We start from the raw sequence: 14,926 nt of genomic DNA, 5'->3' as shown, positions 1-14,926 counted from the left end.
GAAAGGAACTACCAGTGAAATATTTTAGTACAAATAATACAGAGTTACGATACAGCTTTAAAGAAGCTGTTATAAAAGGCCTTGCGCCTGATAAGGGATTGTTTTTTCCAGTTTCAATACCCAAATTAAGTGATGCATTTTTTAAGAATTTACCTAATTTAAGTTTGCCGGAAATTGGTTTTGAGGTAGCTAAGCATTTTGTTGGAGACGATATTTCAGATGCTAACCTTAGGGAAATTACGGAAGAGGTTCTAAACTTTCCAATCCCTGTTGTACCAGTCGAAGAAGGAATCAGTACATTGGAATTGTTCCACGGACCTACTTGTGCCTTTAAAGATGTTGGTGCTCGTTTCATGTCTCGATGTTTAAGTGCATTTGCGAAGAAAAGTCAGGAAGATGTTACCATTTTAGTTGCAACCTCAGGTGACACGGGCAGTGCTGTAGCAAATGGATTTCTTGGTGTTGAAGGTGTACAGGTTATTATATTGTATCCTGCAGGCAAGGTGAGTAAAATTCAGGAGCAACAATTGACAACAATGGGACAGAACATTACTGCTCTCGAAGTTGATGGCACTTTTGACGATTGTCAGGCATTGGTTAAAACCGCTTTCGCGGATAAAGAATTAAATGAGAAGTTGAACTTAACATCAGCTAATTCAATTAATATTGCTCGATTGTTGCCTCAAAGCTTTTATTATTTTTATGCTTGGGCACAAATGCAGCCAACAAATAAGAAATTGGTGTTTTCTGTGCCAAGTGGAAACTACGGAAATTTAACGGGAGGATTGTTAGCTAAACAAATGGGTTTGCCAATTCATTCTTTTGTTGCAGCTGCAAATAAAAATAAAGTAGTACCAGATTATTTGGCTTCGGGTAAATACGAGCCAAAGGCATCGGTCCAAACCATTTCCAATGCAATGGATGTTGGTACACCAAGTAATTTTGCCAGAATGATGGAAATGTATCAAGATCGCCATGCTGATGTAATTAAAGATGTAAATGGAGCTTGGTACACTGATGAGGAGACCGAAGAAGCGATGTTGGATGTATATAATAGAACTAAATACATTTTAGATCCTCATGGGGCAGTTGCTTATCTCGGATTGAAGAAATACCTTAATGTGAAAGATGAGCTTGGTATTTTCCTTGAAACAGCACATCCTGCGAAATTTAAAGATACGGTGGAGGCAGTATTAAATACCGAAATAAAGATTCCAGACTATTTACAGGAGTGTTTAGGGAAAAAAAAGTTAAGTTTTTTAATTAGTAAAGAATTTAATGATTTTAAGGCATATCTTTTAAAAATAGATTAAATATTCAAAATGCTGTCTCCTATTCGAGACAGCATTTTTTCTAAGCATCTCATAATGATGTATATCATTCTGTTTTGCATCTCTAGTAATATTAAGGTGTTTGTAGATTTGAATAGAATGTATTGATTGCTAGTGCTTATTTGGTTGATAGATAGTTTTTTGACTTGCTTTTTGTTTTGTTTTAATTCAAGTGAGTAGTTTAATATAATTGAATATTAGTAATCAGAACTTTTGCTATAATGGTTAAATAAAATTACCATTTAAATACTCTTATGATTTAATTAATATTCTGCATTTAATGGTTTACGGGGAGTACCGTAAATTTTGTCTCATTTATTATGTTGTACTCATTGAAAGATTAAAATTGTTATTTTTTCTTATTGGAAATTTGCAAAGCTTAAGAAAACCGTTATATTTGTGTGTGATTCAGATAGAAATACATTTTTTTTAACCCAAAAAACTTATAAATTATGAACAAGGCTCAATTAATTGAAGCAATGGCTAACAAAGCCGGTTTAACTAAAGCTGATGCAAAAAAAGCTCTTGATGCTTTTATCGAAACTACTTCTGAAGCTCTTAAAGGTGAAGATAGAGTAGCTCTTATCGGATTTGGTTCATTCTCTGTTTCAACTCGTGAAGCTAGAACTGGTAGAAACCCACAAACAGGTAAACCAATTGATATTCCAGCTAAAAAAGTTATTAAATTTAAAGCAGGATCTGAATTAGCAGACTCTGTACAATAGATAATTGTAAGTCAAAAATATTAGAGGGGGTGTATTTATACTACCTCCTTTTTTTGTACCTAAATTTTTGTGAATGGAGAGAAAAACTTTACAACAAGCAGTTCAATTTTTAGAAGGGTTTATTAGTGATCATCGGAAAGAAATAATTGATAAAAATGTGGCGAATCGAACACGCTATATTAAGATTGTGCTTGAAAATATTTTTCAACCTCAAAATGCAAGTGCTGTAATGCGTTCATGTGATTGTTTTGGAGTGCAGGATTTACACGTGATCGAAAATAGAAACGAATACAATTTAAATCCAGATGTCGTAATGGGCTCCTCGAAATGGGTTCATTTGCATCGACACAATCAAGAAGAAAAAAACACCTTAAGTACGATTTCGCAATTAAAGGAGGAAGGATATCGTATAATTGCTACTACTCCTCATACAAATGACATTCTTTTACCTGATTTTAATCTGGAAAAAGGTAAAGCTGCCTTTTTCTTTGGGACAGAATTGACAGGATTATCGCAAGAGGTAATGGATCATGCTGATGAATTTGTAAAAATTCCAATGTATGGCTTTACTGAAAGCTTTAATATTTCAGTCTGTGCAGCTTTGGTTTTAAATCATTTGTCGACAGAGCTTCGTCGTTCAAAAATTGATTGGCAATTGTCTGACAATGAAACGTTAGAACTTAAATTGGATTGGTTAAAGAAATCGGTGCGAGCAAGTGATAAACTCTTGGTTGAATTCTTTAAAAAGAATAAATAGAACAAAATTCTAGTTCGAATTCATTCGTAATACATTAGGTTAAATATTTGGCGGGTGATTATTTTGCGCAAATATTTCGGAAATGGTAAAAAGATTATTATTTTTGATCAAAACTACCTAGCCGTAGATAAATACGATGTTTTCGCATACTTTGAATAAAAATTAACTACCACCATATGAATTGTGTTGTAATTGATGACGATAAACTTTCGAGAAAAGTAGTTGAAAGTTATATTGAAAGAACAGATTATCTTACACTGACTGCTTCTTATCCAAGTGCAATTGAAGCTATCAACGAAATTAAGAAGAATGATCCTATAGATTTGATTTTTCTTGATGTTGAAATGCCGGAAATGACAGGTATGGAGTTTTTAAATAGCTTAAATACAACACCTCAAGTCATTATCATTTCATCTAAAGAGCAGTATGCTCTTGAAGCTTTTGAGTACGATGTTTCTGATTATTTGTTGAAGCCTATTTCGTATAGTCGATTTTTTAAGGCTGTAAATAAGGTGAATACGCGTGTAGAGAAAAAGGGAAATACAGTAATAACACCTGAGAAGAATGAAATCTTTATTAAGAGTAACTCAACTTTAGTAAGATTGCATTATGATGATATCCTGTGGGTTGAAGCTTTAGAGAATTATGTGGTGGTTAATACATTTACTGATAAATATACCATTCATTTCACCATGAAAGCTATCGAAGATAAAATGCCTTCTCATTTATTCTCTCGTATTCATCGTTCTTATGTTGTTAACTTAAAGAAGATTGAGATGATTGAAGATAATTCAGTTGTAATTACTACTGATGGAGGTTCAAAATCAATCCCAATTGGAAAATCGTATCGAGAAAAATTGATGGGTGATATTAACCTAATGACTCGATAGTTTTCTTTTGGCGGGAATTTTTAAGATTTTTGTAGTCAATTAAATTTAAGTTTATGATTTCCAATCGACAATTATTTCTACAACACGTAGCGACAACTTCTGATTATCCTATTTCTCTTGAAATAGAAAGAGCAGAAGGTATATACATGTATAGTCCGGAAGGCAAAAGATACATCGATTTAGTATCAGGTGTGTCAGTAAGTAATCTTGGTCATGGTCATCCAAAAGTACGACAGGCTGTTAAAGATCAGGTTGATAAATATATGCACTTAATGGTGTATGGCGAATTTATTGAAACGCCTCAAGTTAAGTTAGCTAAACTTTTAGCCGATAACCTTCCCGAGAAATTAAACTCAGTTTATTTTGTAAACTCTGGGAGTGAAGCTAATGAAGGAGCGATTAAATTGGCTAAGAGATACACAGGGCGCAGTGAAATAGTCCATTTCAAAAATGCTTATCATGGCAGTACTCATGGAGCTTTAAGTGTATTGGGCGATGAGGAAATGAAAAATGCTTTCAGACCATTGTTGCCAGATATTCGTATTATTGAATTTGGAAATGTTATAGACCTAGAGCAAATTACAGAACGTACTGCTTGCGTTGTTCTAGAGCCAATCCAATCAGAAGGTGGGATGATCATTCCATCTAAAGAATTTATTCAAACTTTACGTGCTCGGTGTACAGAAACAGGTGCCCTTTTAATTTTCGATGAAGTTCAGATGGGATTTGGTCGTACAGGCAAATTGTTTGCTTTTGAACATTTCAATGTTGTACCTGATATTCTAACTTTGGCTAAGGCCATGGGAGCAGGAATGCCAATTGGGGCATTTATTGCAGAAAAAAGTATTTTAGATAGTTTCAAAAGCAACCCGATGCTTGGTCATATCACAACTTTTGGTGGTCATCCTGTATCGTGTGCTGCAGCATTGGCAGGTTTAGAAGTTCTATTAGAAGAAAATATTGTAGCTGATGTGCAACGTAAAGGTGAGCTTTTTGTTGACTTGCTAAAAGATCACCCTATGGTAAAAGGTTTTCGTCAGTTAGGGCTTTTTATTGCAGTGATAGTAGAATCGAAAGAAATTATGCTTGAGATTATGAAGGAAGCATATGAAATTGGAGTGGTTATGGATGCTTTTCTTTTCTGTGATGATGCATACAGAATTGCACCACCTTTAAACATTACGGACGAAGAAATTCACAAAGCTTCAGAAATGCTTATCCAAGCTATGGATAAAGTAAATAAATAGTCTATGAGAAAGTTTTTGCTAGTTGTTTTTGTTTTTTTTTCAGGCTTAAATGCTTTTGCTCAAGTTGATTTAGGAGTAAAAGAGAAAGAACTTGCTTCTAATTTTGAGCTTTTACTAAAGGCAGATACAGATTCGCTTAAGTTGAGTATTTGTGGGGATATTGAAGACCAATTTCTCGAGTTGTTGTCGAATGAGGAGAGCTTTGTCTATCCTTTTTCGGGATTAGCAAACATGGGCAAATTAACTTCACCAGATGAATTGTTACGAATATTCAACTGGAACTGTGTACTAAGTGATGGTACTTATCGATATTTTGGAATTCTTCAAATCAAAGAGAAGAAAGCTATTCGTGTTGAAAAATTGGTTGATTCTACTGCTGATACGGATATGATGAAGCAATACTCCATTTCCAATTGGGGAGGAGCATTATATTACCAGATTATTCCGATTAAGCAAAAAGGTTCGCGATCCTATTTCTTGTTAGGATGGGACGGGAATAATTATCAGACAAGCAAAAAAATAATTGAAATACTAAATATTGATAAGGAAGGCAAGCTTAGTTTTGGCTCGCCCGTAATTTTGTGGAGAGGTAAAGTACTGAATCGAGTTGTTTTTGAATATGCTAAGCAGGCAAGAATGACTATTCAATATGAGGAAAAAGCCAAGCGTTTTGTATTTGATCATTTGGCTCCTTCTAAGCCGATTTACCAAAATCAATTTGAATATTATGGCCCCGATTTCTCTTATGATGCTTTAGAGTATCGCAAAGGAAAATGGGTGTTAGTTGAAAATGTAGATGTAAGAAATAAATAAAATGAGCGATACATTCCAATATCAAACGGAGCAATTTGCCGATATTAAAATATTAAGATATCAGGTTCCTGGTTTTGAGAGTTTATCTCTTCAGCAAAAAGAGTTAATTTATTATTTATCCGAGGCTGCTCATTGTGGACGTGATATTTTGTTCGATCAAAATAATAAATACAACCTAACTATTCGAAGAACTCTTGAGGCTATTTTTATCTCCTACGATGGAGATCGAGAGTGCGAAGAGTTTAAGAATTTTGAAGTTTATATCAAGCGAATTTGGTTTTCAAATGGGATACATCACCATTATTCGATGGATAAAATTATGCCAAAATTCACCGAAGAGTATTTTGGAGAATTGTTGAGCAATACGAATCATGAGTTACTGCCTTTGCTAAAAGGAGAGGATGTTGTTGGATTAATTAGCAGATTGGTTCCGGTTTTATTTGATGAGAACGTGGATGCTAAAAGGGTTGTATTGGATCCTGATTTGGATTTAATTCAAGACTCGGCTAACAATTATTACGAAGGGGTTTGTGAGAAGGAAGTGGAAGACTTTTATGCCAAAATGGAGAAGGGTGATTCGGAAAGGCCAATATCTGCAGGTTTGAATTCCAAGTTGGTAAAGGAAGATGGGAAGTTGATTGAAAAAACATGGAAAGTTGGAGGGATGTACACCGAAGCAATCGAGAAGATTGTGTTTTGGTTGGAAAAGGCAATTCCTGTTGCTGATAGTGACCTACAGAAAGAATCCTTAATTAAGCTGGTTGATTTTTACAAGACTGGAGATTTAAAAACTTTCGATGAATATTCAATTTTGTGGGTGAAAGATTTAGATGCTCATATTGATGTTGTAAATGGATTCATTGAAGTTTATGGAGATGCATTAGCAGTTAAAGCTAGTTGGGAATCGATCGTGAACTTTAAAGATATTGAAGCTACAAAAAGAGCTGTGATCATTTCGGATAATGCACAATGGTTTGAAGATCATTCTCCTGTTGATGAACGATTCAAAAAAGATGAGGTGAAAGGTGTTAGTGCCAAGGTAATTACGGTTGCGATGTTGGGTGGTGATTGTCATCCAGCAACACCAATTGGAGTCAATTTGCCAAATGCAGAGTGGATTCGTAAAGAACATGGAAGCAAGTCGGTTACCATTGATAACATTACACATGCATATCATCAGTCTTCTTTAAAAGGCGGTATGGTTGAAGAATTTGCTTTCAGTAAAGAAGAAGTCGCAAGAGCAAAAGAGCATGGATATTTAGGCGGAAACTTACACACCGACCTGCACGAATGTCTTGGACATGGTTCAGGACAATTGTTGCCAGGTGTTGGAATGGATGCATTAAAGAACTACCACTCTACTTTAGAGGAGGCTAGGGCAGATCTTTTTGCTTTGTACTACATGATGGATCCAAAAATGGTCGACTTGACCTTGATGCCTAGTTTGGATGTTGCCAAAGCCGAATACGATGGTTATATTTGCAATGGATTAATTACGCAGCTTACTAGAATAGAACTAGGTAAAGATATTGAGGAATCTCACATGAGAAATCGTCAGCTAATTGCCAAATGGGTATTTGAAAAAGGCGAATCCGATAAGGTAATTGAGAAAGTGCAAAGGGATGGGAAAACCTATTTTGTTGTAAATGATTATCAGAAATTAAGAGAACTTTTTGGTGATTTGCTGAGAGAAGTTCAGCGCATTAAATCGGAAGGTGATTTTGTAGTTGGAAAAGCTCTTGTTGAAGATTACGCCGTAAAAGTAGATACTGTATTGCACAAGGAAGTAAAGGAGCGATTTGAGAAATTGAATTTGGCTGCTTATGCTGGTTTTATCAATCCTGACTATCATCCAGTAATGGAAGATGGTAAAGTAGTGGATGTGAAAATATCGTATCCAGATGATTTTACGAAACAAATGCTTGAATATGGAGAGAAGTATTCTTTTCTTCCACATCAGAATTAAGATATAGGAGATGAGTGATCATCTCCTTTTTTCATCTTGAAAATTGAAGCCTTTGTCGAATAATTAGTATAATAGATTTTGCTTGAATGATCTTTTGCTAAATTTGGAGACAACCTAATAATGATACAAAATGATAAAACAAATAAGCTTATTGCTCTGCCTGGGATTATGGTCTGTTGTAATCTGTGCTCAAGATATGAACTATACCAAGCAATTGGTGAATAAATTGAGTTCGCCAGAGTTTCATGGGCGAGGCTATGTAAATAGTGGTGACAGTATTGCTGCTGCTTATTTATCGAAGGAAATGAACAGGATCGGATTAAAAGGCTTTACGGATAATTACTACCAATCGTATACTACTTCTATTAATACTTACCCAGAAAGCCCAAGATTGGCTCTAGATGGCAAAGAGTTAGTATCGGCAAGTGAGTATATCGTAAACCCAAATGCGAAAACTTGTATTGGTGAGTCGGAATTGACCTGGATCACAAAGGATGTTTTAACAAACCAGAGAGTTTTGGGTGACTTCATGAAAAAAGATCTTTCCAATTCATTTTTGGCAATTGACTCGACAGGCTTAAATAATAAGGACTTGTATAATTTTGCTCAAACCATGTTGAAGAAGAATGTATTCGATGCGAAAGGAATTGTTTTAATCAATGGGAAACTGAAATTCTCTGCAAGAACAAAATTAGTTGATTACCCAACCTTTATGGTGAAGACAAGTGTTATTTCACCAGATGTAAAGAAGATTACTTACGACATCAAAAGTAAATTTATTGAGGAATATAAAACGCAGAATCTAATTGGTTACATCAAGGGGAAATCAGATACTTGCATTGTCTTTTCAGCGCATTACGATCACTTAGGCCATTTTGGCGATAAGATCTATCCTGGAGCAAATGATAATGCGAGTGGAGTTGCCATGGTTTTGAATTTTGCCAAGCATTTTAAGGCTCAAAAAAAGAAACCTCACTATACAATGGTATTTGCTTTGTTTAGCGGAGAAGAAGCAGGATTACTTGGTTCAAATCATTACGCAGATAATCCATTGATATCATTAGAAAAGACGAAAATGGTATTGAATTTTGATATGGTTGCTACGGGCGATAAAGGAATTTACGTGATTAATGGCAAAAGTGTTCCTAGCGAAATGGCAAAGTTTAATGCGATTAATAAAGAGAAAGAATATGTGTTTAAAATGTTTGGAACTGGTGAATCTTCATCTTCCGATCATGCTCCATTTCATGAAAAAGGAGTGAAGGCAGTATTCTTTTACACTCACAGTGCTAATTCAGAATATCACGAAGTAACAGATACAGCAGATAAATTACAATACACCCAATTCGAAGGAATCTTTAAATTGGTGAGAGATTATGCCGAAATGAAGTAAGATATTTGTAGGATACTATTCTAACTATAAAAAAGAGCTTTTGTCGTTGACAAAGGCTCTTTTTTTGTACTTGATGCTCTTGGGATTCCGACTTGAGTTCGGATTCCCAGTAACAGCAGGGCAGATGTAGTTAGTCATACCCCGACATTTACAAGGTGCTTATAGTTGGAGTATGACTGCCAAAGAAAACCTGTCAGGATTCTGAATCCTGACAGGTTTATACTTCGTTGTTTTTTACAGATTAAACTTCAATTTAATACCAGTATCTCTGTGTTTGTTCCCATCGAAGCTCCAGAAGACTTCAACATCCATAATAAGAAAGATTTGCGATAAACCATAACCAACTTCCCAGTAGTTCTTTTTTCCTTCATGGGTTAGGTAGTTGGCAAATAAGCGTTCTTGTAGAGCCAATGAGTTGTTTAGTATTGGCAGTCGCTTTAGCAGAAATCGATCAGATGTGTATTGCATGTGTGCTTCCAGATAATCTTCTGTCGTTGAGTGTTGATAGTAATCCAATAATCGGAAAGTATCCCATGAAGTACCAAGCATTACCATTGGTTTGTTGGTGTTAAAATGGCGATAATCAGCAAAGAAACTTTGTTTGTTTGAAAGGAAACTACCAGCTTTAGCGCTATAGTTTATGCGATCGTTAAATCCCATATCGAATTCTTGTTTTACCGAGGCTTCTAATAAGGAATAATCTGTTTCTGAATCGAGTACATCATTAATTCCTTTTTTGTAGAGTAAAGAAAATGTTGGTTGAGAATGATAGTTTACCATGCGTTTAACGCCTTTTTTCACAGTGTATCTGTGTCGAGGTGTATAATCCAATTTGGCTGTAAAGGTTAGTGCCTTGTTGTCACGAACTAATTCTGGTGAAACCCCTTTTGGAATATTCGATGAATAATCTTGATTATCAGGGTCGGAAATGTAGAATTTGTTGTTATTATAGATTTGCTTTCTATTGGCATATTCCAACTGAGCATGGAGGCTTAAACCATTGGCAAGATCTGTTTTGTGCCAAATTTTCACATAGTTTTTATCGTACAATTTCATATGATTGTCTTTGTAGTACAAAGAGGTAATCATATTTAACATGGGATTTATACCTGATTTTTCGTTAAAATCAACAGCTTTGCTTCCTGCTTCAAAACCAAGCCAAGCTCTTTTCAATCCATTGTATCGGTATCGGCTTCCAACAGAGAAATCGAGATGTTCTCGAGAAAAAGCATAAGTAAGATTCGACGATGATTCGAAATAATGCCCAAGCGTATCACTTTTAGTAAAGGAAAACGGAGCATCGAATGTAAAGCCTTGTACTGTGTTGTAGGAGATTTTATCGAAGCTTAGTAAGCCTGGAGTCGATAAGCGGGAGTTTGTTTCTTTATATTTGTATGTTTTGCCAAAAAGGATGTGTTTAAACTTGAATTCTCTATTGGCTCTACGAACCGAATCTTTATACTCCGGAGTGTTCTTAACCTTTACGATAGAGTCTTTTTGAACAAAACTGATTTTTTCATCTGAAGAAAGTGGGATAGGGCGCATCTCAGCCCAATAGATGGAGTCTTTTGTTTTGGCATCTTTGGCCATTTTAAGCTTCTCATTTTTTATTTCCAGTGGTTCTTTTATTTTTTCCTTCTTGTTTTTGGCATTGTCTTTTTCCATTAAACGATAAAGCTTACGCATGTCAGAGTTCTTCATGTCTTCCTTTGCCAAAAGATTTTGAATTTCGTCCTTCCGCTTTTTTTCCTTAACCGATAGAATTTCTGATTTTTCGGAATTGGTTAAATCATTTATGCTTTCAGCTTCTTGTTTTTGAGCTAATTCTTGTTGCCTTAAATAATCGTGATCCAAATCCGGATTTAATTTAACTTCATAGTCTTTGATTGAGGCAACATACATACCTTCAAAACCAAAGCCCATGCCTTTAAATCTTATTTTATAATCGAGACTAACCGGCATCCAGACATCTTCTGAAACGGGTGCATATAGTTGGTGCATATGTACCTTAGTCATTGGGAGGTCCAATTTCAGGTCGGCGGAATGAATGTTCCAGAAAGTTTCGGAAATGTTAATAAAACCACGAAACAGATCTTTCCCTTTTCTTTTGGGTGTGACTTTTATTTGGTTGATCATACGTCCCTGATCCTCAAATACGGATTCCATCTGAAATTTATATACAGTGAATGCTGCTTTGTCTAAAGGAGAAATGAAACCATCATCTCGAGTATTGTATAGGTTGGTTGTTATAAATTGCATTGGATTTACCTGATCGTCTAAGCCTGATGAACGAACAGAAAGAACTTCTTCTTCAATTTTGTTGGGTAATTGGAAATGTATCTTGGATATATTTTCTGTGACAAATACCTTACCTACAGTAATGTCATCTTCTGCGAGTTTCTTTTTGAATAGGCGAGGTACACTTGTTACTTTTCCTGAACCTTTTAAATAAACCTTATTCCTATATTCACTTACTTGCTTGGTGTAATAATCTCCCATTGCAATGGCTTTTCTCATCACAAAATAAGCTGGATCTTCACCACTGGCCAAAACTTTCACTTCTTTTAGCTGATAGGTTTGAGAAGCAAGTGCAACGTCCATTTTCATATCATTTGCTCCCATTTTAAGTTTGACTTCTTTGGTCTTATAGCCAATATATCGGTAATGAAGGTTCCATTCGCCTTCGGGAAGATTCAAATGGTATTCACCATCGATATTGGAAGTAGTTCCGTTTGCTAATTCCTGAATAAAAATGTTGGCAAAAGGAATGGGTTTTCCATCGGTATCACTTATTTTTCCAGTAATTTGTTGAGAATATCCTGAAAAAGATAAAAGGCAAAAAAATAGAAGGAGTAAATTTTTTGTCATGATTTAGTTTTTGCTTGTAATTTTTATGTGACGGCTTTGTTTTTAATTTTGTTACAGTTGTTTGCTGGTTATTTCTGTATTTCTAGACAAACATCATCAACTCTATGCAGTAACAATGCATTTTACATGAGTATGGTTGTCTGGCATGAGTTTAAAAATACACTTCTTAAAAATTCATATTGCTTATGTGTTAAGTGGAATAAAACAATATTAATTACAATGTAAAGTGTGAATTTATGGAAAAAGAAGATAGGGATTAAGCCGATTAATGTTCTTTATGTTTTTTTAACAGCTTTCAGTTCAAGGAGTCATTGTATGGTAAAGACTCTTTTTTAGGATGAAATTTCCAATATTAATAGTTGAATAGTAGGATTCAGAAAAATTTAGGATTTAATTTTTTAAGGCTAAGTGTGACTCCGAAGGAGTCAGATGTTTATAGAATTGTAATTCTATAAACCTACGACCCCAATGGGGTCGAATTACATTTAAATTAGAGAAGGATTTTTATAGGACAAGTTTATCATTAAAAGGAAAACCTGTCATGATTATTATTCATTAAATATTTTTTTAAGTTTAATTCTAGCATCATACTATTATCTGGATCGTGTTTAACATGAATATTGAAGGAGAAAGTGAAGTTTTAACACGTTTTTAATAAAAGAACTGACAGTATTCTGCAATTTTTACGCATTTTCTGTCTTAATGACAGAATTTACTTCTTGGCATAAGCTTTGACTATAGCACTTCCGAAAAATTGTAATTCAAAATTTAAAAACGATATAAATATGTCAACAGGAAAAATTGGTGTTACCAGTCAGGATCTGTTCCCGATCATTAAAAAATTCTTATACTCAGATCACGATATCTTTTTACGTGAGATCGTTTCGAATGCTGTAGATGCTACTCAAAAACTTAAAACTCTATCTTCAACAGGTGAATTTAAAGGTGATTTAGGTGATTTGAAAGTTAGCGTTGCAATCGATAAAGAGGCTAAAACCATTACGATTTCAGATAATGGTATTGGTATGACTCAAGAGGAGATTGAAAAATATATCAACCAAATTGCTTTCTCTGGTGCAGAGGAGTTCATGGACAAGTATAAAGATCAAGCAAATGCCATTATTGGTCACTTTGGTTTAGGTTTCTACTCTTCATTTATGGTATCTGATAAAGTCGATATCATTTCTCTTTCTCACAAAGAAGGTGCTCAAGCTGTAAAGTGGAGCTGTGAAGGTAACCCGGAATACACACTTGAAGAAGTTGAAAAGGCGGATCGTGGTACTGATATCGTGATGCACATTTCAGAAGATGAGAAAGAATTCCTAGAGGAAGGGCGTATTCAGGATCTTTTAAATAAGTACTGTAAGTTCTTACCAATTGAGATTACTTTCGGAAAGAAAAAAGAGTGGAAAGATGGTAAAGAGGTTGTTACTGAAGAAGCAAATCTTATCAACGATACAACACCGGCTTGGACTAAAAAGCCATCTGATTTAACTGAAGAAAACTATAAAGATTTCTACCGTCAGCTTTACCCAATGGGTGAAGAGCCATTGTTCCACATTCACTTGAATGTTGACTACCCGTTCAACCTGACAGGTATTCTTTATTTCCCAAAGATTAAAAACTCAGTAGAAATTCAGAAGAACAAGATTCAATTGTACTGTAACCAGGTATTTGTTACCGATTCAGTAGAAGGTATCGTTCCTGAATTCTTGACTCTGTTACATGGTGTAATTGACTCACCAGATATTCCATTGAACGTATCTCGTTCATATCTTCAGTCTGATGGAAATGTAAAGAAAATTTCAAACCATATCACTAAAAAAGTAGCTGATAGTTTATTCGATATCTTCAAAAAAGATCGTGAAGACTTTGAAAACAAATGGGATGATTTAAGAATTTTCGTTCAGTACGGTATGCTTAGCGAAGAGAAATTCTACGATCGTGCTAAGAAATTCATGTTGCTTAAGAATACAGATGGTAAGTATTTCACAACTGAAGAATACGAAACTATCGTTAAGGAAAACCAAACTGATAAAGAAGGTAATATGATTTGCTTATATGCTACCAATGCAGAAGAGCAATACACCTATATCGACCTGGCTAAAGCTAAAGGGTACGATGTTCTGTTGATGGATAGTCAGTTGGATAATCACCTAATTAACACGCTGGAGCAGAAGACAACAACGACTAAATATGTGCGTGTTGACTCTGATGTTGTTGATAAGTTGATTCAGAAAGATGAAGTAAAAGCTTCAAACTTGACAGAAGAGCAAAAGAACGATTTAATTCCGGTATTCAACTCACAATTGCCAAGCGAGAAGGTTAACTACATTGTTGCTTTCGAATCATTAGGTGCAGAATCTCAGCCGGTAATGATTACTCAAGCTGAATTTATGCGTCGTATGAAAGATATGGCTGCTATGAATCCTGGAATGGCAATGTACGGTGAAATGCCTGATTCATACAACTTAGTTGTTAATACTGATCATGCTTTAATCGAAAATATCTTAAGCGATAAGGATGATAAAATGGGTGCTAATTTAACTGATGTTAATGCTAAATTGACTCCATTGTTCGAAGAAAGAGCGCAATTAGATGCTTTGAAGAAGGATAAGAAAGAAGATGAAGTTCCTCAGGAAGAAAAAGATAAAATGACTGAGGTACAGAAACAAATTACAGAGATTAATGCTGAACGCGAGGCTCTATTAACAGGCTTTGGTAAGGACAATCAAATTGTGAAACAATTGATCGACCTTGCATTACTTGCTAACAACATGCTTAAAGGCGAAGAATTAGCTAAGTTCGTAAAACGAAGTGTAGATATGATCAAGTAAGGATCTTATTATTAACAATATAAAACAGCCGAACTATTCATAGTTCGGCTGTTTTGAATCAAATATTTTGCTCGGTATAGGGCACAAAAAAAAAGCCCT

10 protein-coding genes are annotated in these 14,926 nt (G+C 35.0%); 9 read left to right on the top strand and 1 reads right to left on the bottom strand.

The features are described 5' to 3' along the window. Window positions 1-14: 14 nt before the first annotated feature. The 8 genes from thrC to L3049_RS04965 all read left to right on the top strand — a co-directional run bounded on the left by thrC (window position 15) and on the right by L3049_RS04965 (window position 9,122). Window positions 15-1,313: a threonine synthase gene (gene thrC / locus L3049_RS05000; RefSeq protein WP_275108699.1), complete on the top strand. Its 1,299-nt coding sequence runs from the start codon at window positions 15-17 to the stop codon at window positions 1,311-1,313. A 470-nt stretch (window positions 1,314-1,783) separates the two neighbouring features. Beyond that, a complete protein-coding gene (locus tag L3049_RS04995; protein WP_275108698.1) occupies window positions 1,784-2,056 on the top strand; it encodes an HU family DNA-binding protein in 273 nt (90 codons plus the stop codon). Window positions 2,057-2,129: 73 nt separating this feature from the next. Then, on the top strand, window positions 2,130-2,813 hold the full coding sequence (locus L3049_RS04990; RefSeq protein WP_275108697.1) for a TrmH family RNA methyltransferase: 684 nt from the start codon (window positions 2,130-2,132) through the stop codon (window positions 2,811-2,813). A gap of 176 nt (window positions 2,814-2,989) precedes the next feature. Beyond that, entirely contained in the window at window positions 2,990-3,703 is a 714-nt protein-coding gene (locus L3049_RS04985) for a LytR/AlgR family response regulator transcription factor (protein WP_275108696.1), read from the top strand. Window positions 3,704-3,756: 53 nt separating this feature from the next. Further along, window positions 3,757-4,950: an aspartate aminotransferase family protein gene (locus L3049_RS04980; RefSeq protein ID WP_275108695.1), complete on the top strand. Its 1,194-nt coding sequence runs from the start codon at window positions 3,757-3,759 to the stop codon at window positions 4,948-4,950. A gap of 3 nt (window positions 4,951-4,953) precedes the next feature. Then, window positions 4,954-5,763, top strand: a complete 810-nt coding sequence (locus L3049_RS04975) for a hypothetical protein (RefSeq protein ID WP_275108694.1) — start codon at window positions 4,954-4,956, stop codon at window positions 5,761-5,763. 1 nt (window position 5,764) lies between these two features. After that, the gene (locus L3049_RS04970) at window positions 5,765-7,729 is read left to right on the top strand and encodes a dipeptidyl-peptidase 3 family protein (protein ID WP_275108693.1); all 1,965 of its coding nucleotides are present in this window, start codon (window positions 5,765-5,767) and stop codon (window positions 7,727-7,729) included. Between the two features lie 130 nt (window positions 7,730-7,859). Further along, window positions 7,860-9,122, top strand: coding sequence for a M28 family metallopeptidase (locus L3049_RS04965; protein WP_275108692.1), 1,263 nt, complete (start codon window positions 7,860-7,862; stop codon window positions 9,120-9,122). A gap of 234 nt (window positions 9,123-9,356) precedes the next feature. On the opposite strand, the gene L3049_RS04960 is transcribed toward L3049_RS04965, so the two are convergent. Further along, window positions 9,357-11,990, bottom strand: a complete 2,634-nt coding sequence (locus tag L3049_RS04960) for a DUF5686 and carboxypeptidase regulatory-like domain-containing protein (RefSeq protein WP_275108691.1) — start codon at window positions 11,988-11,990, stop codon at window positions 9,357-9,359. Between the two features lie 785 nt (window positions 11,991-12,775). On the opposite strand from L3049_RS04960, the gene htpG reads away from it, so the two are divergent. After that, window positions 12,776-14,827 carry a molecular chaperone HtpG gene (gene htpG / locus L3049_RS04955; RefSeq protein ID WP_275108690.1) on the top strand — a complete coding sequence of 684 codons (2,052 nt, stop codon included), beginning with the start codon at window positions 12,776-12,778 and terminating at the stop codon, window positions 14,825-14,827. Window positions 14,828-14,926: the final 99 nt, after the last annotated feature.

The sequence above is a fragment of the Labilibaculum sp. DW002 genome, from assembly GCF_029029525.1.
Lineage (GTDB): Bacteria > Bacteroidota > Bacteroidia > Bacteroidales > Marinifilaceae > Paralabilibaculum > Paralabilibaculum antarcticum.
Note: the sequence above shows the minus strand (reverse complement) of the source record. Positions and strands in the feature narration are given on the sequence as shown.

Bases quoted from the DNA above. Each gene is read 5' to 3' on its own strand.
- L3049_RS04975 (WP_275108694.1), top strand. From the start codon at position 4,954: ATGAGAAAGTTTTTGCTAGTTGTTTTTGTTTTTTTTTCAGGCTTAAAT.
- L3049_RS04980 (WP_275108695.1), top strand. From the start codon at position 3,757: ATGATTTCCAATCGACAATTATTTCTACAACACGTAGCGACAACTTCT.
- L3049_RS04965 (WP_275108692.1), top strand. From the start codon at position 7,860: ATGATAAAACAAATAAGCTTATTGCTCTGCCTGGGATTATGGTCTGTT.
- htpG (WP_275108690.1), top strand. From the start codon at position 12,776: ATGTCAACAGGAAAAATTGGTGTTACCAGTCAGGATCTGTTCCCGATC.
- L3049_RS04970 (WP_275108693.1), top strand. From the start codon at position 5,765: ATGAGCGATACATTCCAATATCAAACGGAGCAATTTGCCGATATTAAA.
- L3049_RS04960 (WP_275108691.1), bottom strand. From the start codon at position 11,990: ATGACAAAAAATTTACTCCTTCTATTTTTTTGCCTTTTATCTTTTTCA.
- L3049_RS04990 (WP_275108697.1), top strand. From the start codon at position 2,130: ATGGAGAGAAAAACTTTACAACAAGCAGTTCAATTTTTAGAAGGGTTT.
- L3049_RS04985 (WP_275108696.1), top strand. From the start codon at position 2,990: ATGAATTGTGTTGTAATTGATGACGATAAACTTTCGAGAAAAGTAGTT.
- L3049_RS04995 (WP_275108698.1), top strand. From the start codon at position 1,784: ATGAACAAGGCTCAATTAATTGAAGCAATGGCTAACAAAGCCGGTTTA.